General features: G+C 54.2%; 18 protein-coding genes. 5 read left to right on the top strand and 13 right to left on the bottom strand.

All coding sequences use genetic code 11. The features are described from left to right. Position 1 precedes the first annotated feature (1 nt). The 5 genes from NHM04_RS13920 to NHM04_RS13940 all read right to left on the bottom strand — a co-directional run bounded on the left by NHM04_RS13920 (position 2) and on the right by NHM04_RS13940 (position 5,773). On the bottom strand, positions 2-1,255 hold the full coding sequence (locus NHM04_RS13920) for a hypothetical protein (RefSeq protein ID WP_254264368.1): 1,254 nt from the start codon (positions 1,253-1,255) through the stop codon (positions 2-4). A 38-nt stretch (positions 1,256-1,293) separates the two neighbouring features. Further along, positions 1,294-2,253 carry a sulfotransferase gene (locus NHM04_RS13925; protein ID WP_254264369.1) on the bottom strand — a complete coding sequence of 320 codons (960 nt, stop codon included), beginning with the start codon at positions 2,251-2,253 and terminating at the stop codon, positions 1,294-1,296. A gap of 17 nt (positions 2,254-2,270) precedes the next feature. Beyond that, entirely contained in the window at positions 2,271-3,389 is a 1,119-nt protein-coding gene (locus NHM04_RS13930) for a hypothetical protein (RefSeq protein ID WP_254264370.1), read from the bottom strand. 11 nt (positions 3,390-3,400) lie between these two features. After that, positions 3,401-4,699 carry a hypothetical protein gene (locus NHM04_RS13935; RefSeq protein ID WP_254264371.1) on the bottom strand — a complete coding sequence of 433 codons (1,299 nt, stop codon included), beginning with the start codon at positions 4,697-4,699 and terminating at the stop codon, positions 3,401-3,403. Between the two features lie 180 nt (positions 4,700-4,879). Further along, a complete protein-coding gene (locus tag NHM04_RS13940; RefSeq protein ID WP_254264372.1) occupies positions 4,880-5,773 on the bottom strand; it encodes a glycosyltransferase family 2 protein in 894 nt (297 codons plus the stop codon). A gap of 262 nt (positions 5,774-6,035) precedes the next feature. On the opposite strand from NHM04_RS13940, the gene NHM04_RS13945 reads away from it, so the two are divergent. The 3 genes from NHM04_RS13945 to NHM04_RS13955 all read left to right on the top strand — a co-directional run bounded on the left by NHM04_RS13945 (position 6,036) and on the right by NHM04_RS13955 (position 10,326). After that, positions 6,036-6,257, top strand: a complete 222-nt coding sequence (locus NHM04_RS13945) for an addiction module protein (RefSeq protein WP_254264373.1) — start codon at positions 6,036-6,038, stop codon at positions 6,255-6,257. A 572-nt stretch (positions 6,258-6,829) separates the two neighbouring features. Further along, positions 6,830-8,887, top strand: coding sequence for a hypothetical protein (locus NHM04_RS13950; RefSeq protein WP_254264374.1), 2,058 nt, complete (start codon positions 6,830-6,832; stop codon positions 8,885-8,887). Next, entirely contained in the window at positions 8,884-10,326 is a 1,443-nt protein-coding gene (locus NHM04_RS13955; RefSeq protein WP_254264375.1) for a glycosyltransferase family 1 protein, read from the top strand. Before NHM04_RS13950 ends, NHM04_RS13955 begins: the two co-directional genes overlap by 4 nt. Here NHM04_RS13955 and NHM04_RS13960 read toward each other — a convergent pair. The 6 genes from NHM04_RS13960 to NHM04_RS13985 form a co-directional block, all read right to left on the bottom strand. Further along, on the bottom strand, positions 10,239-11,399 hold the full coding sequence (locus tag NHM04_RS13960) for a glycosyltransferase family 1 protein (protein WP_254264376.1): 1,161 nt from the start codon (positions 11,397-11,399) through the stop codon (positions 10,239-10,241). The genes NHM04_RS13955 and NHM04_RS13960 overlap by 88 nt on opposite strands. Before the next feature lie 45 nt (positions 11,400-11,444). Beyond that, a complete protein-coding gene (locus tag NHM04_RS13965; RefSeq protein WP_254264377.1) occupies positions 11,445-13,910 on the bottom strand; it encodes a hypothetical protein in 2,466 nt (821 codons plus the stop codon). Next, positions 13,907-14,269, bottom strand: coding sequence for a DUF2304 domain-containing protein (locus NHM04_RS13970; RefSeq protein WP_254264378.1), 363 nt, complete (start codon positions 14,267-14,269; stop codon positions 13,907-13,909). The genes NHM04_RS13965 and NHM04_RS13970 overlap by 4 nt, the downstream gene beginning before the upstream one ends. After that, a complete protein-coding gene (locus NHM04_RS13975) occupies positions 14,266-14,982 on the bottom strand; it encodes a glycosyltransferase family 2 protein (RefSeq protein WP_254264379.1) in 717 nt (238 codons plus the stop codon). The genes NHM04_RS13970 and NHM04_RS13975 overlap by 4 nt, the downstream gene beginning before the upstream one ends. 105 nt (positions 14,983-15,087) lie before the next feature. After that, on the bottom strand, positions 15,088-16,167 hold the full coding sequence (locus NHM04_RS13980) for a glycosyltransferase (RefSeq protein ID WP_254264380.1): 1,080 nt from the start codon (positions 16,165-16,167) through the stop codon (positions 15,088-15,090). A 130-nt stretch (positions 16,168-16,297) separates the two neighbouring features. Next, positions 16,298-18,145: a hypothetical protein gene (locus NHM04_RS13985; RefSeq protein WP_254264381.1), complete on the bottom strand. Its 1,848-nt coding sequence runs from the start codon at positions 18,143-18,145 to the stop codon at positions 16,298-16,300. 61 nt (positions 18,146-18,206) lie between these two features. On the opposite strand from NHM04_RS13985, the gene NHM04_RS13990 reads away from it, so the two are divergent. Then, a complete protein-coding gene (locus NHM04_RS13990; RefSeq protein ID WP_254264382.1) occupies positions 18,207-18,386 on the top strand; it encodes a hypothetical protein in 180 nt (59 codons plus the stop codon). Here NHM04_RS13990 and cfa read toward each other — a convergent pair. Further along, complete coding sequence (gene cfa, locus NHM04_RS13995; protein WP_254264383.1) at positions 18,383-19,588, bottom strand: cyclopropane fatty acyl phospholipid synthase; 1,206 nt, start codon at positions 19,586-19,588, stop codon at positions 18,383-18,385. The two genes, NHM04_RS13990 and cfa, sit on opposite strands and share 4 nt — an antisense overlap. Positions 19,589-19,758: 170 nt before the next feature. Further along, a complete protein-coding gene (gene uvrA / locus NHM04_RS14000; protein ID WP_254264384.1) occupies positions 19,759-22,590 on the bottom strand; it encodes an excinuclease ABC subunit UvrA in 2,832 nt (943 codons plus the stop codon). A gap of 124 nt (positions 22,591-22,714) precedes the next feature. Between uvrA and NHM04_RS14005 the strand changes: the two genes are divergently transcribed. After that, the gene (locus tag NHM04_RS14005; protein WP_254264385.1) at positions 22,715-24,076 is read left to right on the top strand and encodes an MFS transporter; all 1,362 of its coding nucleotides are present in this window, start codon (positions 22,715-22,717) and stop codon (positions 24,074-24,076) included. Positions 24,077-24,103: the final 27 nt, after the last annotated feature.

A 24,103-nucleotide genomic window follows, 5' to 3' on the forward strand; every position in this document is an offset into this window, starting at 1 on the left:
GTTATGCGCCTCCTAGGCAGAGCTTTATACGCGCGAGTATATCTACTTGAGTTGAAGTGGTGCTTGACCACACTAAATAATCGAATAAGCGTTTGTTGAAGATTTTATGGTTCACTAATTCTGAGGCGAAAACACTAAAAATTGCATCGTCGCGCTGAGCCCCGGGAAGGATTTCACAGTTTTTTATTTCGGCTTTATGCAGACTGCCTTCCGGGTAGCGGTTTGAAAGTGTTTGGTGGCTTTGCGGTTGCGCTTGAAGAAAATTCCACAAGGTAAATAGTTTTGCTGTCATGGGGGCGGTTCTAACAAAGCAGCCGGGGATGAATTGATTGGCAACCCCCCAATCCCCTTCCTCGCTAACTCTTTTAATTATTGCCCTAAGTCGCTTAAGGTTTGCATTGGTCAGAATTCCATTGATATCTGTAAGCTTTATGCTTGAGGAGGTTGGTGCGTCCGAGCTTCTGTTTGATCCGTTAGGATGAAAAAAGGTTTGTAGTCTCGAGCGAATGGGTAAATTGGTTTTGCAGTGTGAGCTGATGCGCTTTGCATATTCGTTGGCAACCCAGTAAGGCTCTGACTTTTCTAGGTGCAGAAGTCTTGCGATGTCTCGAGCGTAGGGTGCAAACTCGTTCAGAGTTGAGTATGTGTTCTTGTGATATTTATGAGCGGCAATCGGGGCATCACAAATCCTTCCGTATAACTTCTGCTCAATGATTGCTCCGGCTAAGTAGTCCCATCCGGGCGCACCAAATGCCATGACATTCGCTGCTTCACATACCCTTAACTCATCACTAAAAGGTTCTACGGCTTCCGACGACAGGAAGAATAGGTCTAGTCCGCCGCGATAGAACTCATTGTCTCGCGGGTCTATTTCCGACAGGGAAAGAACTTCCCGGCGAGCAAGTGCAAGGCATGGTGCCAGTGACTTCAATACGCGTGTCAGGGGGGTTGAGTGTAATGCGAATATGTCAGAATTAGTGATTATGACATCTTGATGGACACGCGAAATATGCTCGACAATAGGTAGAATCTTTGGGAGGTACTTTTGATTCTGTGAGTAAGTAGTATCACCCTCGTCTATTTCGATAATTTCTTGCTCTACCAAACCGTGCTTCAATAGCAGTTCAGCTTCCTTGGGGGCGTTAAATGTTTTTATTGCGTATCCTGCCTGCTTCCAGGAGTTGAAACAGGTTAATTGATGTTCAATATCGCCAAACGGGTTGACGGTTGTCGCTACTAAACCTCTATTTTTCATTGCGCCCTGGTCTCATAGTGTTATTCCGTATCTTTTGGTTATTCGCTTAAAGGCTGGACTTTGTAATATTGGCAAAGCTCTTTGAAAGACTCTGATTCAAGTATTTCTTGTTTATAGCTTTCGTTGAGAGGCTTTCGCTTTCTTGGTTCTATTAGGCTTCCCGATCGTCCGCTGTCACCGCTTACGTTCATTATGTCCATGTAATCAATCGCTTCCGGAGTTACGGAAATGCTAAGTAGCTCTGCATATTTGCGAAGCTGCAGCTCGGGCTCCAAAACAAAATCTTCGTAATACGCGATTTGGGGTTTATCGAAAGCATTTAGAAATCTAAGCAGTCGCTGGCAATATTCATCGAAGGTATTTGGATGGAAGTGTACCCAGCCGTTTACACGCAAAGATAAAAACGAATCGATAGGGTTTCGCACTGTTACTAGCTGTTTTATGTCGAAATGCGGCTGCAGTAGTCTGGTTACTGTGTCCAGATTAGGAGGGGGCGTTTTCATGCAATAGTCCGCATGACTGTGCGCTCTTATAACGAGAGTTCCTCCTAGGTTGCGCGTGTGCTTCTCCGTCTTAATTATGGAGTCTACAAAAATTTCTTCTGCAAGCTTCTCTGCTTGGGGGATTGCACCATAGTAGGCCTGAGTTACGATATCTCTAGGGGAGTAAACGGCTTTTGACCAATCATTGCCGTGTCGGGTAGTGGGATGTATTTCACTTAGCAAGAAAACGTTAGATTGCGCCGCTAGGCATTTGGATATTAGACTGCCGCCGCTACAAGCAAAATGGTGAATAATACGTAGTGTGGGTTTTACATCATTCTTTTCATTGTTAACCACTGAAGCACAGCGCTCCAGTAGGCTTTGTGTGTTGTCAAACCTGCTGAATTCTTGTGGGGCTGGGCTTTTATCACCGCGCTCAGCACCGTAGTCATTGATAAGACTAAGTGCTTGCTGTAACTCTTGTTGGAGTGTTTTTAGGTCAGTAGATTTGGACATTGTTTTTGCAGCCCTTACTACCATTTCTCGAGCAGCTCAGGGTGCTCTTGCTCAACTTTGCGGTAAAAGTGGGACGCTGCCTGCAGTTTGCCATGTAGCTCTTTAATCAGGTCTTTAAGTTCTTGCTCGCTTTCTACTTTTTCGGCGTAGCGTTTGCGTAAGTCGGATGTGTCTGCCTGTGCTTTAGCCAGTAGCTTGGTGCTAAGCTGTGCAGAGCGCATTTGTTCTTTTAATTCCACCTGCGCTTGTTCTAGCTGTTCTCTTAGGTCTGATTCTTGATTGCTCTGGTTTTCTAGCTTGTTTTGAATATCGTTCTCTTGCTGTAGCAAGGCTTCTTTTTTCGCTTTCAGTTCAGTGCATTGTGATGCCAAAATATAGTTCTGATTCTCTAGCTCGCTAATATCCTGCCGAGCTTTTTGAAGCTCCGCTTTCAGTTTGAATTTTTGATTTTCTAGCGAGGCATACTTTCTTTGTTGTTCGCAGGCTAGGGCCTTAAAATTGCGCCCGTACAGTACTCGACCGATAAGTGGGTTGGTTGATTCTTCAACTGCTAAGCGCGAGAACCCTAACGGCTGTATGAAGGCGTCACTTTCTTCTAAGGTGGCGCCAGATTCGGCTGCTATTGCTTCATTTAAGGCCACGCGCACTTCAATCATGTCCACCGATTCCAGAGAACCGTTCAACCCTTGTAGCAAGCGAGTTGCGGGTAGGCAGTCAATGGTCAGCCAGTTGTAGCTTTCCGGGCTTTCCCCTTTTTCTTCCAGTAATTGGCTAAGGGTAATGGTGGGATGTTGGGTTTGCTCTAGCGTTTGTATGTTGGGCCACAGTTGGCTTAGAGCTAGCGCTGATAGCAGTCCGTTGTCTTCTTCGCGGGTTAGGTGGTGCCAGGTAGCTTGCCCGTTTGATTCGCTGATTAAAGCTTGTGCTGCTTGCCAGTTTCTGTGGGCCGAGGTGGCGTGGGCAAGCAGTTGCGTGGCGTGTTCATTTGCCTCTATGGCCAGTAGCTTGGGTACTTTTTTAAATCGTTCTTCGCCTAGCATGTCGCCGCGGCCTGCGCCAACGTATAGCCAACCCTGTACTGGGTTAAGCGCTTGCAGTAATAGTTGCCACTCGGCAATGCTTGTTGAGTTTTGCATAAATGGTTACTTCAGCCTTTCTGCGGCGCAACAAGTGCCCGAACAAGAATTGTCTTTAACCGTATAGCCAGTTGGCGATGGTCATCGCTGCCCTTCTCGGCAGGAGACTGGGTTTTGGGAAAACGAAACTCTAAGTGCCATGTGGCTTGTTGCGAGCTTTGAGCAGAATCTATTTGCGCGCTAATTTGGCAAGGGAAGCGTTTAATGGGCAGTTTGCCGAATTTGTGCTTAAGGTTTAATGGTTCGCCATTAAGCAATATTTGCATTTGCTTTACGATACTGGTGTCCAGGGCGTGCACAATGTCGAATACGAGCTCAAAGGGGCCTTGACCCGCCGCAGGCAAGTTGAGCGTGCTGGTTGTGCCGGGGCCCGCCCAGCGGCCGTCATTCTCGGCGTCGTACCAGTTGTTTCCTATAATTTGCTCTTCACGCAGGTCAAACAGCGTTGCTAGTGCTAGCCCGGCGCTCGGGGCGGTAAATTGCGCGGCGGTGCCGGCTTGGCGGCTGGTCGGGTCAGTCAGCTTTTGGTATTCGCAGAAGTAGTGTTCCAGCTCTTCTTGCACCTGATGCAGTTGTAATAAAAGCAGCTCGTTCTCTTCTTCCAGCTCCTGCAGTTTTTCGGCGTTGGGCTCGGCGGCCTTATTTTGTGCGTTGGCTGCTTCAGAAAGCTTGCTGTGCTCATTCTGGAGCTCTTGCAACTTTTTGTTGCTTTCGCGGTATTTGTCGGCTGTGGCTGAAAGTTGGGTGTAGTCGGTGGCTATCCGCTGCAGGGCTTTGCGCAGGCTGGCTTGATGTTGCTGCAGGGCTTGCTCTCCGTTTACGTCTGCCACGGTTTCCAGGTCGCGGTATAAGCTGCTGCTGTTCGTGTCTGTGTATGCCAAGCAGCTGCCCAGCGCCTCTGTTAACGGCTTCGCGTTTAACTCGAACTCTGGCTCGCGGGTAGTATTGATTGGGTAGTCGGTCTTGCCGGCTAGCGCTGTTAATACCTTTTGGGGGGTATAAGTAAGGGCCAGCTCGTTCACCAAGGTGCAATGCTCCCGGTTGAGCATAAAATGGCGCAGTATGGCTTTTGTACTGTCGCTCCAGCGCTGTAGCGCTTGGTCACAAGCGATTTCGCTATCCTGCTCCAGCGCGCGGGCGAGGGCTAGGCCCGGGGGAGTGTATAGAATTAACGTATGGCCATTGTTGGCTATGGCCGATGACAGTGATTGCTCGTTATCTAGCTCCTTTATTTGCGCCTGAGCAAATAGGCGCTGCACGCTGGAATGATCCCCTTCGGGATGTCCGATGATAACTGACAGAGGTTGCATTCTTGCTGATCCTTGTGAACTTTCGGGGGCTTTCCTTACGTTAAGGACAATACCGCGCTTTTAATTTCAGCGCGGTATTGTAGCAGCATGGGCGATTAAATATGTAGTGCCGTAGTGCGGCAGGTTGCCGGTTTGGCGCCGCAATTAATCTAGCCCGTGTCTGAGTGTAAAAATTTGCCGTCAGGCTATTTGCAGTGGGGAGTAGCGGGGCGAGCTTTTCAATGTTTGCCGGAGATTGCTGGCTTCGGCTGCCCCCAAATAGGGCAGGGCTGCCTGCAATGTGTTATGGGCGTGCTCGGAGAGCGTTTCGCCTGCCGGTGGTTTTCCCCCGCTCTCTAATAATTCTGAAAAATAGGTTAACAACCAATGCCCTGGGGCGTTACCCAGGTGCCGGTGAAGCACCTGTAAACCTTCGAGGGCGACCCAGTAACGCATGTTTAGAGTGATGCAGCCATCGTGAAGCCTTGAGCAGGCCTGGACTTCGTCTACAAAACCGATGCGCCCAGAAAAGGCCTTAAAAGCCCTTAACCAGTACTCAAAGTCAAACGCGGTTTTGATGCTTTCGTCCAGCGGGCCTAGCAGCTGGTGCGCTGTACGGGTAAAAAACATGGTGGGTTGGCAAATATAGCAGCCCTGGGCAAAGCGGTTATAGGGGGTGCTAGGTGGCAGGGTGGGGTAACGGCTAAGTTCTTTGCCATTTTCATCGACATGAATGCCCTGGCCATAGGCCATAACGTAGTTTTCGGGGCCGGTTAAGGCGCTCACCGCCCGCCCTACTGCGCCGGGTGTGTAAAGGTCGTCGGAATTCAGCCAGCCAATCAGTGTGCCGCGAACGCGGGCCAGGGCTTTGTTGATGGCATTGGCAGGGCCTTTATCTGGCTCGGAAAACCAGCGCAGGCGGCCGTCTTGTGCTTGGATGCGTGTGAGTACATCAACTGTGGCGTCGGTCGAGCCGCCGTCGGCCACTATCAGCTCCAGGCGGGGGTAGTCTTGCTCCAGCACGCTGGCTATAGATGCCTCAATGAACTCCGCTTGGTTAAAAGAAGGCATGACGATGGAAACAAGGGGCCGCATGAATTTATTCCGCAAATAGATGGTCGCTGTAGACTATGGCGATCATTGTACTTTGTTTGTTCCGAGATTGTTTGAACCCCGAGATTAGGGGGGTGATGTCAGCTCGTTTCTGGCTTCCGGCGGGCGGAGGGCGGCTAAGGCTCCGAGAGTAAGAATCGCAGGTAATTTTGTAGCAACTCATTACGCCATTTCTTTCAGGCCTATAACTCTAGCGTGCTAGAATTGACCAAGATGCTTACTGACTCCACGAGGTGCCTCAACTATGAACCTGGAACAAGTCATTCAAGAGACAAAAGGGCTGTCGGCCAGTGATCGAGCGCTGCTGGCCCATTGTTTGATTTCCAGCCTTGAAACTCAACATGATGAGGGGGTAGATGCTGCTTGGGCCAAACTTGCCGAGCGGCGAATTGATGAGCTTGAAACCGGCGCGGTGAGGTTTTTGTCATGGGAGGAAGTTAAAAGCCAGCTTAAGCGCCCCGGGTAATGGCGGATTTAAGCTTTCACCCAGCAATTTCTGGTGAGCTCCAAGAAGTTTACTCGTGGTACGAGCGGCAGGCCTTGGTGATGATTTCATTCACGAGCTTGAGTCTGCCTACGAATCAATAAAATCTTGGCCGGAAACATGGCCGAAATTCAGTAGGCGTACCCGTAGATTTATATTGAAGAAGTTTCCATTCGCTGTCGTTTATAAGCCCTCCGGCTCTATTTGCCATGTAGTTGCCATAATGCACCAAAGCCGCAAACCAGGATATTGGCTCCACCGACTATAGCTAATTGCTATTGGTGGGTAGTTTTAGTCCGCTCGTCCCCCAAAAACCTAAAAGCTTCTTGTCAGACTTCTGCAATTGATTTATTCCGCTAAGGCTGGCGAGCTTGATGTAGATAATAGCCCTGATCCTACAGATGATGATTGACGGTGAGTGCCGTATAATCGCGGGCCTTTGAGTGGCAGATTGAGGCATTTGCATGGGGAGTGATGCAGCACCGGTACGTGTTGACAGGATTGTATTACATATAGGGACCGAGAAAACCGGAACCAGCTCAATCCAGCGGTTTATGGCAAAAAACCGGGCCGCCTTTGCCTCGGAGGGCGTGGTTTACCCGCGTTTTACCGGGTTTCATGGCGGTACGCAGTGGGGGGTGGTTGCCGCCGTGCAGCCGCGTCCGTGGGAGTCGGAAATAGGCGCCCGCCTGGATATTCGCGACAAGGCTGGAGCCCAGGCCTATCGGCAGCAGTTGGTGACATCTATAGACGAGGAGCTATTGGCTTGTCGCAACCGCCACACCCTTGTTTTTTCTTCTGAGCACTTTCATAGCCGATTATCAACTCCTGCCTTGTTGGCTGAGCTAAAAGAGCTGCTGAGTCGCTGGAGTGATAACGTTGAGGTGGTGGTGTACTTCCGCCGCCAGGATCGTGTTGCTGTCAGCCTGTATTCCACCAAGCTCAAAACCGGCCAGTTGAACCCACCTGTTTTCCCTCCCTTTAAGGCGGGCTCGTTACCTTACTATTTCGACTACGCGCGCATTTACGCCAATTGGAGCCAGACGTTTGGTGAAGATGCGGTAAAGGCGGGCATATTCGAGCCGCAACGCCTTGATGACGGTGACCTGCTGACAGATTTTTGTCATTTGGCGGATATCTCGATGAGTGGGAAAAAGCGGCCTGCAAAGGTTAATGAGTCGCTCAGTGAAACGGGGGTACAGCTGCTGTCGGAGCTGAACCGGCAGTGGCCCAAGGGGCCAGGCCAGGGGCTTAATCTGTCGCGTGAGCTTCTCGTGCTCAGCATTTCCCGAAAACATAAAGGGCGTAGCTTTCCTGCCACCCGAGCTCAGGCGGAGGCTTTTTATGGGCACTTTGCCGCCGGTAATGCCCAGGTCGCCAAGCAAGCGTTTCCGGCTCACGAGGGGCCCTTGTTTGACGAGAACTTTAACGATTACCCCGAAGTGTTGGTTCCGCCAGGCGCGGACTTTAGTGATGAAGTGAGTGATCGCATAAAAGCTTGGCGAGCCGCTGCTGCTGCCGAGCAAAAAGTTGGGGTGGGGCGCTGGTTGCTGCCCGCAAGGAGATTGCTGGGCGGTGCGGTAGTCGGAGTAATATCATGTGTGGCTCGGGTTAGGCGTTGGCGTGCTAAGCCGCAGGCAGGCTCGGCGGTTGATTTGCCTCCGGTTTTTTTGCATATGGGCTTGCCTAAAACCGCCACGACAACATTGCAGGAAACCCTGTTCAGCCAGCACCCTGGTATTTGCTACCTGGGTAAGAGCAATAGCTGGAGAACAGGCAAGCATTGCGCCTCTGAAGATATATACCGCGCTCTGCAGCCTATTCTTTGGCAGTGCTGGAAGCCCACAGATGTAGCCCAGGTGCGATCAGTGCTGCGAAGCTACTCCCAGATGCGGGGGCCGGAAAAGCCAATACTTGGCTCTTGGGAGGGGTTGTTGATTAAGCCAGCTGTAGAATTTCAAGCGATTTTACGGGGGGCAAAAGATGCGTTGGGGGATATACGCTTAGTCGTGACTATGCGCAATCCTCTCAAGCGGTTGCCGTCAGCTTATTTGCACGCTCTGAAAACCTGCGCGCTAAACGGTAAGCATCACACGATACCCAACGGCAGGGCTTTTATTACTTTTGCCGAATGGCTGGAGTGGGGCGGGCGATTGCGCCTGATAAACGACACTCGGTTTGATTTCGAAAAAAACCTTCGTTTTGCAGTGAAGTTTTTGGGCGCAGATAAGGTCGGCGTGTTTTTGATGGAGGATATGATTGAAAACCGAGAGGCTTTCTTTGGCCGCGTTATGGATTTTGTAGGCGTAGAGCGTCTAGGTGCTGAGCTGGTTGATGACAAACATTTGAGCCCAGCGCTTACGGCTGCTGAATTTGATTTTCTTAAATCCCTCGACGCTTCTCCAGAGCAGCGTAATAAGTGGTTTGCGCTAGGCAATCGCGACCGCCGATTGCGCTTGGCGAGTATCGCGGAGAAAGCTAATGGCGATAAATACACCGCTGTTTTAAGTGATGCGGAGCGCACCTTGATAGCCAACCGCAGCCGCAGTCTGCATCATTGGTTGCTCAATACCTTCGACCTTGAGCTGGAACGCCATGGGTATCCTCTGTGAGTAATACCGGTTCAGCACAGCGTCGAATTTTTATCGAGTGTAGCCACACTTATTTGGTGGGTGGCAGCAGCGGTATTCGCCGGGTGGCGCGCAATTTGGCGAATGAACATCAGAGCGCGTCGAGCGACGCTGTGCAGTTGGTGCCGTTGGTGTGGGCGGGGCGTGGTTTTTTGAGTCCTAAACGGCCGCTTACCGAGAAGGCGCATCCAATCACGATTTTTGGGCGCTTGGCGCTAGGTTGCATTGGGGCCGCAAGCCGTGTGGTTAGGGCGGTACTGCGCTTGCCTCTATTGAGGTGGCTGGGCAAACTTGTTGAGGACTCGCTTGATAAATCTCGCGGCGGCATTGACCGTGAGGATATCGTTGACGGTCAATCTGCACAGGAAGCGGAGCCTGCGCCAAGTAACTCCGATGGCTTTTACCGTGTGTTTGGTTTGTTGGTGTGGCCTTTGGGCTTTTTGTTTCTCAAACAAGTTCGCTTCCGCCGCGGGGATATTGTCGTGTTAGTGGATTCGACTTGGGATTCGCCTGCAATGCTGCACGCCCTGTTTGAGGCGCAAGAACGCGACGGTATTCATGTTGGCGCTATGTTGCACGATTTATTTCCACTCACCATCCCGCATATGTGCCAAGCCAGCACAGTCGCCGGTTATACCGGTTGGTTTAAGCAAGTGTCGGAGGGGGTGGATTTTTTTATCACTAATTCAGCCGCTACTAGTCGTGCGCTGGATATGCAGTTGAAAGATAGTGGATCGGAAAGAGCTCGCAGCCTGCCCGCCGGGCATTTCCGGCTTGGGGCAGAGGTGCATCAAGCTGTGGCGCCACTTTCGGGCTCTGATCCGCTCCATTCTGTACGCGGATTCGTTGTGTTGGCCGTGGGTACTATTGAGCCGCGCAAGAATTATCAGGTTATTCTCGACGCGCTGGATGAGCTGTGGGAAAAATATGATGTAACGCTAGTCGTTGTCGGCCGGCCGGGTTGGTCCAGTGATGATGTTTTACATCGCCTGCGTGAGCATCCGCAGGCCGGTGTGCGCTTGCTGCATCTTGATAACGCAGACGATGCGGCCCTGAGCGCTTGCTACGAGCGCGCCGATGCTTTGGTGTGTGCCTCCTGGGCGGAGGGTTTTGGTTTACCGATTGTCGAGGGTATGCGTTATGGCGCCCCGGTACTGGCGTCGGCGATTGATGTGTTTCGGGAGGTCGGCGGCGACGCCTGCCGTTACTTTGCCCCTGATCAACCAGCGGAGTTGGCCAGTGAGTTGGAGCAGTTGATTCAGCAGTGGCAGCTAGGTAAGCCGGTGCGGCAGCCGCAATGTGATTATGCTGTTAGTTGGCACCAAAGCGCGGTTCAGTTTCGTGACGAGGTGCTGCGTTTGGCTTGCGCTGCTTCAAGCAGGACGGCCAGTGTTGACTCTGCTGCACGATCCCAGCTATAGAGAGGGGCTAGATCGGCGGCGGCTTTGATCAGGTTTTCGCGTAGCGCCTTATCTAGTGCGACACGCTGAAGGCCGTTGGCGATAGAGTCGGGCTCCAGAGGGTCGACCAGCAATCCGGCTGCCCCGGCTACTTCTGGCATGCTGGAGAGGTTGGCCGTTAGTATCGGCAGGCCGTGCTGCAGGGCCTCGACAATGGGCAGGCCAAAGCCTTCATACAGGGATGGCATAACCAGACACAGGGCGTTGGCGTAGAGTGTGGCCAGCATTGTGTCTGACACCTGCCCGAGCAGGTGCACCCGCCCGGAAATTTTCAAATCCGTTATCTGTGCTTCGAGGTTCTCACCTCCCCATCCTTGCCCCCCGGCTATTGCCAGTGAGGGAAAATCCGGCTGTGCGTGGCACGCTTTGGCGTAAGCCTCGAGAAGCCTCGGCAGATTTTTACGTGGCTCCGGTGTACCGACAAATAAAAAGTAATGCTGCTTTTCAAGGGCGGGGGCGTAGTCTTGCAGCCTGCCCGGTGGTGGCAGCGCCTCGGCGGCTGCGTGGATTACCTGGGTTCGCGGTTGTGTTTCGGGCCAGTGTTTGGCCACGTCTTGAGCCGTCGCATTGGATACCGTTATTACTCGTTCGGCTTGTCTAGCAGAGCGGCTCATTAAAGTGCGATCCAGTACGCGGGTGCTGGATCGCAGGGTCTCTGGCACCTTGGCCCAGGCGAGGTCGTGAATAGTGACTACGCCCGCTGTTTCTTTTGGCAGCCAGAGTGGTAAACGGTGTGCGGGGGCCCAGAACACATCGGGTTTGTCCTGTCGACACCAGTAAGGCAGTGATAGGGCGGGGGCTAAAATTCGACCTGCGTGTTCGGGTAAATGATCTTGGCGCAGAGCCGCGGGGCTTGGCAGCTGGGTGCAAGAATCAGCCGAGCGAGCGTAAAGATACCATTCGACGTTGTCGCGCGAGTTGGCCATCATGCGTGGCAGAATGGCCTGCAAGTAGCGCACCAGACCACCGTTGCTGCCGGATAGCAGGCTGCAATCTACCGCGATACGTACAGAGGTTTTAGCGGGCTCAATCATTATCGCTAGCCGGTGCGTTTGTCGTACGTGTTCTTTGTTGGACCCTTATTCGGCGTGTTGCGCTTGTTTGCATAACACACCTAGCGGGGTGATGAGGCTTGGTTTTACTTTTTGCAGTGGTTTCGGGCAGTTCGCCTGAGAGCTGCTTTGGCCATCCGTGAGCCAAATGACAGCACCCGCTGCAGCTGCGCGTTTGCGTGGCAGGCGGCCATTATTAACGTACACCGCGTGGGGCAAAAGGGCATACTTAAGCCGCCGCGAAACGAATTTATGATGATCGCCCGCTTCCACCACAATGACGCGTTGCGGCTCTGGCCCGAGTTGCTCGCGTAATTGCTGTGCAAATTCCATGTTTGCTGCGTCATTGGCCGATTCCAGCGCCTCGTGATTGTTGGTATTAGCGTAGTGAGCCTGGGTAGCCAGTGCTTGGTGGTAGCTGTTGTGCAGCCAGCGCGCGTCTACAGCTAGCCAGGCAATAAGTGCTACACCAAGCATCGGATACATTGGCGCGGCGGCGCGCTTGTTAGTCACAAGCAAAGCAACCCAGCAGAACAGCACCCAGAACCCGGCCAGAACGGGTAGCGATGGCAGGCTAGTGGTTGCGCTCAGCTCGGTGCGGTTGACCGAAGTTTGATCCCAGTATTCGGGGGTGGCCCAGTCACTTGCGATGAAATCCAGCAAGGCCTGGGGGGTGGCCGCTTCAAGCTCTAGGCCGTGGAGGACCAAGGGCTGTTTCGAGTTGGCGTAGAGAACGATTCCAATCTCAATAATTTCACCCCGCCAGTTACTGTCGTCACTTAGCATGATTGGCCCGGCGCCAAAGATCAATTCTCGGCTAAAAGGTTCTGTGGGTCGGGTTTTAGTGCGCCAAAATAAGGTTTGTTTACTATGGCCTGTCCCTTCTATATCTACATTAAGGATTTCAAGGTTCTCAGCGTTAAATCGCACCGGGCCAGTGCTTAGCACGGCATGCCTGTCGCTGCCCGGCGGCAGCAGTAGTCCTGCGCGGGTTTTGCGCATTGAGCCATACACAACCTGTAACTGCTGTGCTTCGAGGTCCAGATTAGCTTCGGGTTCGTACTCGCCATTTGAAGTATCGATGAGCAGCCAAACAACAAATAAAAGTAGGAAGCACGCGGTTCCTGCTAAAACTGCGAGAAAGCTGCGCCATTTATGCCCTGAAGGTGCCGTTATTGGAATTGAGCCTGCAAGGTATACCAGTGCAAAAATAAAAACGGGTGAAACCTGCAAGAGTAATCGACTTGAGGCGGTGCCGACCCAGCTGCCTGCGTTTGTCGTACAGAATAGTACTAATTGGCTAGCGAAAAGGGTGGCAAATATTAGGCTAATGATTTTCGCGGTAGCTCTTGCTGGCGTGCGAGGCAGTAGTGCTAACAATAGGGCTGCCGGTAGCAGGTACCAAAGCAGATGCCAGCTATCGGCAATCCACAGCAGTTGCCCGTAGCTGACAAAGTCAGTGTGCAGCTGTAATTCGAAGCGCGAAAAGCCAAATGCCAAAATCGATAACAGCAGTGCGCCGGCCAGCGCCAGAATTACCGCTGATGTGCGTAGTCGCAGCTTGAGTAGGCAGATAACAATCAGGCCGCAGGTCAGCCAGATGATGGCATCGTGTTTGACTAATAACCCCAGTGCCAGGGCTACAACCCCCAGCAGTAGTTGCCCCCGGTGTGACTCCAGCAGCCCTCGGGCTATGGCTATTAACCCTAAGCCGCTAAACCCTGCGAGCCATAAATCGGCATAGCCTGCCAAGCTTATATGGGTGTTAAGTAGTGGCAGGGACAGTAGCAGTAATGCAGCCAAGGGGCCCAGCAGGCGTTTGCTGCTAGCCGCTACCGCTTGGCCCCACAAAGCCAGGCCCAGGGCGATAGCGGCCGACATTGTGGGCCAGCCAGCGAGGTTGTCTTGCCAGCTGCCCACCAGGCTTGCCAGCCACCAGGATTGTGCGGGTAGCAGCCAGGGATAGTGGTGCCCCTGAGCTGTGTAGTTGTCCGTATCGGTTTGGCTAAACCACTGCCCGGGCGAGACTATGTCCGCCGGAGCGCCGTTGAAATACCAGGCCTTCGCGGTGTACATCCAGGTTTGCCAGGCATCCCAGGGGTAGACCGGGCGCAGGTACAGCTCCCACGCGGCGATACCCAGATGCAGGGCAATGATTGCCACAAGCAGAAAGGTCAGCCAGCGCTGGCCTGAAGAGGCGGCCGATAAAATTAAAGGCTCTGGAATCGGTAACCGGCGAGCTAGCCATCTGGCGCCGCAGTAGAAACCCAGGGCCAGCATCGCAGGGCAAAAGAGTAACCCCTTTGCTGTGGCCAGCCAGGGAAGTTGCCACGCGAGAAAGGCGCTTGCGGTTATCAGGGTAGCGCCGAGAAAGTAGCCGTAGCCAAGCCATCCCGTAGGGGTAAGGCTTAGTCTTTGACGTAGCGGGTGCAAAGCCAAAGCACCTGCAACCCACGGCAGCAGCAGGGATATGGATAGCAACAAAGGGTTCATGATGCGGAGGCGTCGTCGTTCCTTTTGGCCTTCTGCCGTAAGCTGCCTTCCAGCATGGCAACCCGTTGAATCAGGCGTTGTAGCTGTACTTCTTGATGGGCCTGGTCAATGTCCATCAGTAAAATCTTGATAACCAGCACGGCGATGGCGGCTACCAGAGCGAGTATGGGCGGGTAGCCAATTCCCACAGTTTTGGCCAGCCAGTCCACCATGGGCGGGGCAAAGCCCAGACCTGCGAATACTAAGGCTACCAGCACCCAGAAAACGCCGTGGCGCACGTGCAATTTATCGCGGCGAATCAGAACCAGAATAGTGGTTGCCACTATCAAGCCAAGGGTAGCGCTAATCCATAAAATCATGTCTTACTCTCCATTCGTGCGCTCAATCGGCGTTTGGATAGGCCCAACACCAGGGTCTGCAGCATGTAGCGGCTGACAACAAGCCAGGAGTGAAAAACCCGCGATGACCCTTCGCAGCGATCGCCCATTTGCACCGGTACATCCAGCAGCTTGAGTCCGGCGGCCTGCAAACGCAGCAACACTCCTACATCTTGGTAATCCAATAAAGTGGCGCGCGCATCGGCTAACACTTCCATGGCGCGGCGGTTGTACACTCTGAAACCCGAGGTGATGTCCTCCATGCGCAGGCCAGAGGTGGTTTTCATCATCATCCAGGCGAGCAGGCGCAGGCGCGAAACCCGGCCCGGGCAGGTGCCTATGGCGACGTCGGCGCTACCTTTGATAACAGACTCTAACAGGGTAGGGAGTGCGTCCGGCTCATGCTGGCCGTCGGCATCTAGGGTGACTACTATGTCGAAGCCTTGTTGCAAAAGGTAGCGAATTCCCGTTTGCGTTGCGCCCCAGGCGCCCAGCCGGGTGGCCAACGGCAATACCAAGGCGCCCGCTTGGGAGGCGACATCGCCGGTATCATCGCTGCTGTAGTCGTCGACAACCACTATCGGGTAGTCGCACTGAGCCCGCAGGGTGGAAATCACCTTGCCGATTGAGGCTGCTTCATTTAGCGCGGGAATGATGACGCCAACTCTGGGCGAAACACTGGCTCGTGTTGTCACAAAATATCCTATTTTTCAGAGCGCGTTTTGAAAACGGGGCAGTATAGGCGAGGCGACAAGGATATTCTATGGTAATACTGTAATATTCTTGCGAGGAGTGAGCCGTTACACCAATTCGCGGTAGATTTTTGCCATCGCTGCGGCCGAAACGTCAATGGTAAAGTCGTCTTTGAAACGAGCCAAACCAGCCTCACCCATAGTTTTGCACAGAAGCGGGTCGCCCGTCAGCTGATTTAACGCCTCTGCTAGTGCACTTTCATCGCTAGGCGGTACCACTAAGCCGGTTTTATTGTGCTGCACAATCCACGACATGCCTGTGCCGGGCACTGAAGTGACTACGCAAGCTTTGCCCTGGGCCATTGCCTCCAGTAGCACTATGCCGAATGCTTCTGTGCGCTCAATAGACGGCAAACACAGGCAGTCACTGGCTCGCAGTCGCTGATCGAGTTCGTCGTCCGAAAGGTTGCCGAGTAAATTTACTCGCTTTTCCAAGTGCAGTTGCTCGATAAGCGCTTCGAGCTCTTGGCGTCGCTCGCCCTCACCGACTATTTCTAGCTCTACGTCGGGGCACTGGGTTAGCGCTCGAAGCAGTACATCAAAACCTTTGTAATAGGTAAGCCTGCCCACGGCAATGACGCCTAGTTTAGGTTTTGACCTCGCGGCGGCGGGTAAGGCGCCCAACTGCGGTTCGGGAATGCCGAGTGGTACTACCCGGCAGCTTGTGCGGTAGGCGGCAAGTGCCGGGCTGCTTTGCATATAAGGCGGCGAGCTCGCCACAATGACCGAAGCGCGGCGCAGTACCCATTGCTCAAACGGTCGGTACAGGCGGTAAAACCAGCGCACCCCACGGTTAAGCGCCTTCACTGGAACATCCGCATGCCAATGCACCACCCAGGGAATTTTGCGGGCTCGGGGTAAGAGCAGTGCCCAAAATGCCGAGACATTGGGCATATGCAGGTGCAACACAGACGGGGCTTCGTTTTTTATCAGGCGGTTGAGGTGCCAGGGAAAGCTGGGGCTGATGGGGGTAAAAAGCAGGTTGGCCCACACCGGTACGCGAAAGACTTTGGTGGCGCTTCGCGCGGGCTCATCTTGGTTGCCCTGAGGGGAGGCATGCACCAGAGCAATAGAATGAATGTCTTGTTGCTCAAGTGCGGTGGTTAAATCGCGCAGATAGGTTTCCATACCGCCACGGTGTGGTGGATGGAATTTGCCAATATGTAAAACAGTAGTGGCTGGTATTGATTCTGAGCTCAATGGCTAGCGTCCGTAAAAGTTTGGGCAAGTCTGCTTTTGGGGGCTGGTGTTAACTCACCTATTTGCGCAACCGCAGAAAGCTCAGCAGCTGATTGCGGTTGTTAGCGTCGGGGGCCTTGAGTGCCATTTCCAGGGTGTTCGCTTCGCCGATTTGACGGCAATGTTCCCACGCCAGGCGCCAGCTATTGAGGGCTTGGCTGTAGTGGCCGGCGCGGTCTCGTACTTGATTAAGAACCTGCTGTTGATTCTGTTGGTCACTGGCCAGGCCCTGGCGGCAGTTTGCCAGCAGTTGTTGCATGTCTGCGGCTAAATAGGGCGGCGGCTGCAGTGTCCGCAAGTTGTTCATCACCTCGCTCGACATATTGGCGCGGTTACTGGTCAGATGGCATTGGTAGTCAGTCGCCAGGGTTTCGTTCGGTGCCTCCGCCAGAGCTTGCAAAGATTGCCCCAGCCACTGTAGCCGGGTGTTGGTCGTGGCGCTGGGTATGGTGTCGCGCAGCTTGTGTAGATATTCGGCCAGCACCTGACAGGCTGAGACGCTTCTAGGGGTTAATAAGTCTTCCTGGTCAAACTTTCGTTTCTGCTCTGGTTCGTGTTTCAGCATCCACGGAAGCTGGGCAAACAAGCTTTCTGGGTATACGCAACAAACCAGGTCGGCAAAAAGCAGGTCTTCACCGCGGCCATTGGGAAAGGTGGGGGGCATTAGTTGGCGGTTATCGACCCCCACTAGTGGGCTTAGCAGGGTGTGGTGTGGTAATACCTTTTGCCCTTCAGATTGGCGCGCCATAAGGCGTTGAGATGTTAGGCGGCGATAGGATTCTTCGCTTTCTAGCCAGGGGGCCAGCTGCTCTGTTGGTAGTGTGTAGAGCCAGCTGGCACTGCCGGTGCCGGGGTCGCCCAAAATGCCGTTGACACTTATTTTTACCTGCGCGTTGGGTTTCAGCCAGTGCAGGTCGGCGCTCGTAATAGATTGCCAAAAGCTCTCTCGCTGAGGCGTTTGTTCTGCCAATGTGGATAGCGATTGACCCAGCCAGCGGCTGTGGGCCGCCAGCGGGTCGAGATCCAATGTTGACCAGGCGCTTTCCATGGACTCGTCGCTAGGGTACATAGTCCATTTCGCATTTTCGTCCGAGGCGACTTTTATTGCTGCGGTGTCTTCGGGGGCGCCAATGGGGGTGAGCTGGGCGTCGTCATCTATGAGTGCGGTGGTTGTCCCAGCGCTCAGCAACAGGGCCGTATTAAACGTTGCTCCGGCACTCATTTCGGGATCATTTGGATCGCCGTTTAGCCACCACTGCAAGTGGTCAGCATTTGCGCCCGAGGCAGTTGCTAAGGTGTCCGCCATGCGCTCCCTATCTGCACGTGTTATGTGAATCAGGTTCGCCGATAATTTATCGCGATAGGAGTCCAGCAGGTTTCGGCTGTGCTCCAGGTCCGACTCTTCGCGGGCGTCATCGATAACCACAAGGGTGTTTATCGAGGCGCCACTGCGGCCGTTTTGCACACTCTTTAATAGTCGTTCTAATGCCTGCGGGCAGCGAAAGGTTCGCACATAAAGGGTCTTGATGCTTTCGTGTTCGGTGCTGGCTGTGGCCGAGTTTGCGTAGTTTTGTGCAAGTTGTTCAGCGCTTACCAACAGCCCCTGCTTGACCATGTGTTCTAAGCCCTGGTGGATCTGCTGGGCGTGAGGTTGCAAGGCCGGCATTTCTTTAATCGCAATAGCTGTATGCTCATCGAGACTGCGCCATTGGTTGCATAACAGCAGTACGTTCGCCAGAGTCTCGTGTAAAGGCTGTGCCTGCTCGCCGTTTTGAGGCAGCACCAGGCGCTCGGCTTCATGGAGCGGCCAGCTGACAAAAGGGGGAGCAATATATAGGTGCCCAGCACCGGCGAGAGGTTCTTGCATAGCCGTAAATATCCTTAGCGATGGTTCTGAAAGCGTGGCCGCAGTCCAATTGGGGCTGGCTATGCTAGCGCGACAACCGTTGATCAGCAAGTCGAACGCCAGCGGTCGCCGCTGGGTTTGTGGCGCAAGTTCGAGCGGTAAAAATGCCGACCAGGTGGTGCGTGCGCTTTATCATCGGCGTGTGGCACGGCTGGTAGGAGGTTACGCGGGGTTCGTTCGCCTGGGCCGTTTGCAGGCTTAGCGCAAGCTGCGGTATTCACCCATTGCTTCTGGCTTGCTGAATACCAACTGCCAGAGCTGCCCGCGCCTGGCGCGAAAGTACCCCGCACAACTGCAAAGGTAGTAGCGCCACATGCGGTAAAAGCTGGGAGAGTATTGTTCGGCAATTTCGCTCCAGCTGGCTTCAAAGTTTTGCTTCCACGCCATTAAGGTTTTGTCGTAATCCGGGCCGAAATTGTGCCAGTCTTCCAGGCGTAATATGTCTAGGCTGGCGTGGGTAATTTGCTCGCGCGATGGGACTTTGCCGTTGGGGAAAATATATTTGTGAATAAAGGCATCGGGGGTGACTGAGGTGTGTTCTTCGCCAATGGTGTGGAGTAAAAACAAACCCTCGGGCGCGAGTAAGCGGGCGGCGGTGGTGAAATAGGTGCGATAGTTTTTGGGGCCAACGTGCTCGAACATGCCCACCGAGACAATGCGATCAAACTGGCCGTCGAGCTCGCGGTAGTCGATCAGTTTTATTTCAACTGGCAAGTCCGCTACGCGCTGCTCGGCGAGTTTTTTCTGTTCTTTGGATATGGTTATCCCCGTTACCTTAACCCCGTAATGGCGCGCGGCGTGTTCGGCCAGGCCGCCCCAGCCGCAGCCAATGTCCAAAAGGCTCATGCCGGGTTCGAGTTTCAGCTTACGGCAAATTAAATCCAGCTTATTAAATTGTGCCTGCTCAAGGTTTTCGGCTTCGGCCCAGTAGCCACAGCTGTAACTCATGGTGGAGTCCAGCATGCGGGTGTAAAGTTCGTTGCCGATATCGTAATGGGCTTCGCCCACTTCAAAGGCGCGAGCGCGGCTTTGAAAGTTAAACAGGCCGTGTTGCGCTGCTGACAGAACAAGCCGTACCTTGGCCATGCCTTTAAGCTTGGTGGGTAGCCGTGCGTGCAGTAAGCGGGTGAACATTTCATCCAGTGCGTCGCAGTCCCACCATCCTTCGATATAAGACTCGCCAAAACCCAGTGAGCCACGGCTCAAGATGCGGGCGTAGGTGTCCGGGTTATGAATCTGAATATCCCAGGGGCGCTGGCCGTTGACTTGTATGTCTGCCAACGCCAACAGAGCGCTAATTTTGTCTTCGGCGGAGCCGCTTAAATCGGGCTCAGTGTTAAAAGATTCACTTACCCGGGGGGCGGGCTCGGGAGTTTGGGCGGTGTTTTCAGCGGTGTTCTGCATCGGAGTCCTCGCTTACTTGCGCGGTGGGTGATGGAACGGCTCGCCAACTAGATTAGGAAAGATTATTCAGGGTGACCAATAAATGCCTTTAATAGTGCTTATTTGAGTAATTTATAAGAGCCGCAGTGCAGCCCCTATAAATAGTGCGGCTCTTATAAATTCTGCAGAGGTTATTGCTTTGCCTTTAGCAGGGGTTTTAAAAAATGCCCGGTGTAGGAGGCTTTGTTTTGCGCTACGTCTTCTGGCGTGCCGGTGGCAATTATCTGCCCGCCGCCGCTGCCGCCCTCGGGGCCCAGGTCGATCAGGTAGTCGGCCGTTTTAATGACATCCAGGTTGTGTTCAATCACCACGATGGTGTTGCCGTGATCGCGCAGTCGATGCAGTACGTCCAGCAGCAGCTGAATATCGCCAAAATGCAAACCGGTGGTGGGTTCGTCGAGAATATAAAGTGTCTTGCCTGTGTCGCGCTTTGACAGCTCTTTGGCCAGCTTAACGCGCTGCGCCTCACCGCCAGATAACGTGGTTGCCGCCTGGCCCAGGCGAATGTAAGAAAGGCCCACATCCATCAGGGTTTGCAGTTTGTTGGCTACCGATGGAATGGCATCGAAAAATTCGCGGCCTTCTTCTACGGTCAGCTCCAACACTTCGTGAATGTTTTTGCCTTTGTATTTTATTTCCAGGGTTTCGCGATTGTAGCGCTTGCCCTTGCAGATATCGCAGGGCACGTACACGTCGGCGAGAAAATGCATTTCAACTTTGGTAACACCGTCGCCCTGGCAGGCCTCGCAGCGCCCGCCTTTGACATTAAAACTAAAACGCCCGGCTTTGTAGCCGCGCGAGCGCGCTTCGGGGGTGCCTGCAAAAAGCTCGCGTACCGGAGTAAAAATACCCGTGTAGGTGGCGGGGTTAGAGCGGGGTGTGCGGCCAATGGGGCTCTGGTCGATATCCACGCACTTATCCAGTTGGTCCATGCCGGTAATACTTTTAAAGGGCGCTGGTTTTAGGGTGCTGGCGCCATTCAGTTCGGTGGCGGCAATGGGGTAAAGGGTGGAATTAATCAGGGTGGATTTACCCGAGCCAGAAACGCCGGTCACACAGGTCATTAGGCCCAGTGGCAGCTCCAGGGTGACGTTTTGCAGGTTGTTGCCGGTGGCGCCAGTGAGGGTGAGTATTTTATCCGCGTTAACGGGCGTGCGTTTAGCGGGTACGGCAATTTGCTTGCGCCCCGACAAATACTGCCCGGTAAGGGAGTCGGCGTTGGCCATAATGTCGTCTACCGTGCCCTCGGCAATGACCTGGCCGCCGTGCACTCCCGCGCCCGGGCCTATGTCAATGACATGGTCGGCGAGGCGAATGGCGTCTTCATCGTGCTCTACCACAATCACGGTGTTGCCCAGGTTGCGCAGGTGGGTGAGGGTGCTCAGCAGTCGTTCGTTGTCGCGCTGGTGCAGGCCGATGGACGGTTCATCCAGAATGTACATAACGCCCACCAGCCCCGCGCCTATCTGGCTGGCTAGGCGAATGCGCTGCGCCTCGCCGCCAGACAGGGTGTCGGCGCTGCGGTTCAGGGTCAGGTAGTTAAGGCCCACGTCCACCAAAAAGCGAAAGCGGTCGCGCAGCTCTTTTAATATTTTGTCGGCAATGCCGGCGCGGGCGCCTTCGAATTCCAGCGCCTCAAAGTAGCTGTGTGCTTCGCCCACGGGCAGCTCAACCATTTGCGGCAGTGTTTTTTCATCCACAAATACGTGGCGTGCCTCTTGGCGCAGGCGGGTTCCTTTGCACGAGGGGCAGGGCTGGGTGGACAGAAACTTGGCCAGATCTTCGCGCACGCTGGCTGATTCGGTATCGCGGTAGCGGCGCTCCAGGTTGGGAATGACACCTTCAAAGGTGTGGTTGCGCTTGATGACATCGCCGCGCTCGTTGACGTAATTAAACTGAATAGAGTCTTTGCCCGAGCCATTTAAAATGGCGCTCTGTTGTTGGGGGGTAAGTGCCTCCCAGGGGGTGTCCACATCAAAGCCGTAGTGCTCAGCCAGCGAGGTGAGCATATGAAAATAGTAGATATTGCGTTTGTCCCAGCCGCGAATCGCCCCCTGCGACAGCGACGCTTCGGGGTAGAGCACAACTTTGCTCTGATCGAAAAACTGTTTTACGCCCAGGCCGTCGCAGGTGGGGCAGGCGCCTGCGGGGTTGTTGAAAGAAAACAGGCGCGGTTCCAGTTCGCTTAGACTGTAGTCACACACCGGGCAGGCGTGCTTGGCGGAGAACAGTCGATCCTCCTGCTCACCATCCATAAAGCTGATGCCGGCCAAGCCTTCGCTGAGGTTTAGGGCGGTTTCGAAAGATTCCGCGAGGCGAATTTGCAGGTCATCGCGCACTTTAAAGCGGTCCACCACCACATCGATGCTGTGTTTCTTCTTTTTATCCAGCTTGGGGGCATCGTCTAAATCTACCAGCAGGCCGTCAATGCGGGCGCGAATAAAGCCTTCGCGTTTCAGGCTCTCTAAGGTATGTAAGTGCTCACCTTTGCGGTCGCGCACCACAGGTGCCAGCAGCATTAGCTTAGTGCCCTCGGGCAGCGCCAATACGGTATCGACCATTTCACTCACGGTTTGCGCCGCCAGCGGAATGTCGTGCTCGGGGCAGCGCGGTTCGCCCACCCGGGCAAACAGTAGGCGCAGATAGTCGTAAATTTCGGTAATGGTGCCCACGGTGGAGCGCGGGTTGTGCGAGGTGGACTTTTGTTCGATGGAGATGGCGGGGCTCAGACCCTCTACATGGTCGACATCCGGCTTTTCCATCATCGACAGAAACTGGCGCGCGTAGGTAGAAAGCGACTCGACGTAACGGCGCTGGCCCTCGGCATAGAGGGTGTCGAACGCCAGCGAGGATTTGCCCGAGCCGGACAGGCCGGTAATCACTACCAGCTTGTCCCGGGGAATATCCAGGTCAATGTTCTTCAGGTTGTGCGTGCGCGCGCCGCGAACGTAGATGGTATCCAAAAGCTCACCTGTGATTCGTTCAAAAACCGCCCATTATACGGTAATTACAAGACAGGGGCGGCTCCGATACGGGGGAATCTCTGGTAGAATTCCGCTCTTTTCGACCACTGGTTTAGGTTTATTCGTGACGCCCCGTCCCGCCCAATTTGAACGCCGCGCCGTGATGGCTCTGTCTTCGCTCTATGCGTTTCGCATGTTGGGGCTGTTTATGGTGCTGCCGGTGTTGAGTGTTTATGGCGCCAGCTACACAGGGGCCAGTGCGGCGCTGTTGGGTTTGGCGCTGGGCGCTTACGGCGCTTCGCAGGCATTATTGCAAATTCCCTTTGGCGTGCTGTCCGACAAAATTGGTCGCAAGCCGGTCATTATTGCGGGCTTGCTGATTTTTATTGCCGGCTCGGTAATCGCCGCCATCGCCGACTCCATCTGGGGGCTGATTCTCGGGCGGCTACTGCAGGGTGGCGGCGCTATAGCCAGCACGGTGATGGCACTGGTGACTGACTTAACCTCGGACGAAAACCGCACCAAGGCGATGGCCAGTATCGGCGCATCCATCGGCGTGTCATTCGCCCTGGCTTTAGTGTTAGGCCCGGCGCTAGCGGGCTGGGGCGGCCTGAGCCTGATTTTTTGGGTGACCGCGGCGCTGGGAGCACTGGGTATCGCCATTACCTTGTTTGTAGTACCAAAAGTGGCGCTGAGCCGCACCCGGCGGCGCGAATCCGGCGCGGTGCCGCAGCTGCTGTGGCAAACCCTGCGCAACCGCGAGCTACTGCGCCTGGACGCCGGTATTTTTGCCTTGCACTTTGTGCTGATGGCTACGTTTGTGGTGGTACCTCTGATGCTTAGCGGGCCTCTGGGGGTGGCGCGGGCGCATCAGTGGCTGGTGTATTTGCCGGTGTTGGCGGGCTCTTTTGTGGCCATGCTGCCGTTTATTATCGTGGCGGAAAAGCGGCGCAAAATGAAACCGGTGTTTTTACTGGCGGTGGCGCTGCTGGCGCTGTCGCTGCTGTGGCTGGCGATTGTGCCTCAGGGACTCGTGTGGTGGTTGATTGGTTTGTTCGCCTTTTTTATGGCCTTTAACCTTCTCGAGGCCACCTTGCCGTCGCTGGTGAGCAAGCTTGCGCCGGCAGGCTCGAAGGGCACAGCCACCGGCATTTATTCCACCGCGCAGTTTCTGGGCGCTTTTTGCGGCGGCGCTGCGGGCGGCATTTTTTACCAGTTAGGTGGTGTGACACTGGTGCTGGGAGTGTGCACGCTGGTGGTTGGGCTATGGTGGTGCCTGGCCCGGGGAATGGCGCCGCCACGTTACTTGGCGAGTTTGTTGTTGCCACTTAATGGTCGCGACCCGGCGGCGATAGAGCCGCTGCTGGCCGCGCAAGAAGGCGTGGCCGAGGTGCTGATCGTACCCGGTGAAGATATGGTTTATTTAAAGGTCGATTCGCGCCGGGTTGATCGGGCGGCAATCGCAAAGCTATTGGAATCTGAATAATTCGGCCACTGTGTTAAAGTGGCCCGC

The sequence above is a fragment of the Gilvimarinus sp. DA14 genome (assembly GCF_024204685.1).
Classification (GTDB): domain Bacteria; phylum Pseudomonadota; class Gammaproteobacteria; order Pseudomonadales; family Cellvibrionaceae; genus Gilvimarinus.

Excerpts from the sequence above, each read along its gene's own strand:
- NHM04_RS13920 (WP_254264368.1), bottom strand. The coding sequence starts at position 1,255 with ATGAAAAATAGAGGTTTAGTAGCGACAACCGTCAACCCGTTTGGCGAT.
- NHM04_RS13925 (WP_254264369.1), bottom strand. The coding sequence starts at position 2,253 with ATGTCCAAATCTACTGACCTAAAAACACTCCAACAAGAGTTACAGCAA.
- NHM04_RS13930 (WP_254264370.1), bottom strand. The coding sequence starts at position 3,389 with ATGCAAAACTCAACAAGCATTGCCGAGTGGCAACTATTACTGCAAGCG.
- NHM04_RS13935 (WP_254264371.1), bottom strand. The coding sequence starts at position 4,699 with ATGCAACCTCTGTCAGTTATCATCGGACATCCCGAAGGGGATCATTCC.
- NHM04_RS13940 (WP_254264372.1), bottom strand. The coding sequence starts at position 5,773 with ATGCGGCCCCTTGTTTCCATCGTCATGCCTTCTTTTAACCAAGCGGAG.
- NHM04_RS13945 (WP_254264373.1), top strand. The coding sequence starts at position 6,036 with ATGAACCTGGAACAAGTCATTCAAGAGACAAAAGGGCTGTCGGCCAGT.
- NHM04_RS13950 (WP_254264374.1), top strand. The coding sequence starts at position 6,830 with ATGGCAAAAAACCGGGCCGCCTTTGCCTCGGAGGGCGTGGTTTACCCG.
- NHM04_RS13960 (WP_254264376.1), bottom strand. The coding sequence starts at position 11,399 with ATGATTGAGCCCGCTAAAACCTCTGTACGTATCGCGGTAGATTGCAGC.
- NHM04_RS13965 (WP_254264377.1), bottom strand. The coding sequence starts at position 13,910 with ATGAACCCTTTGTTGCTATCCATATCCCTGCTGCTGCCGTGGGTTGCA.
- NHM04_RS13970 (WP_254264378.1), bottom strand. The coding sequence starts at position 14,269 with ATGATTTTATGGATTAGCGCTACCCTTGGCTTGATAGTGGCAACCACT.
- NHM04_RS13980 (WP_254264380.1), bottom strand. The coding sequence starts at position 16,167 with ATGGAAACCTATCTGCGCGATTTAACCACCGCACTTGAGCAACAAGAC.
- NHM04_RS13985 (WP_254264381.1), bottom strand. The coding sequence starts at position 18,145 with ATGCAAGAACCTCTCGCCGGTGCTGGGCACCTATATATTGCTCCCCCT.
- NHM04_RS13990 (WP_254264382.1), top strand. The coding sequence starts at position 18,207 with ATGCTAGCGCGACAACCGTTGATCAGCAAGTCGAACGCCAGCGGTCGC.
- cfa (WP_254264383.1), bottom strand. The coding sequence starts at position 19,588 with ATGCAGAACACCGCTGAAAACACCGCCCAAACTCCCGAGCCCGCCCCC.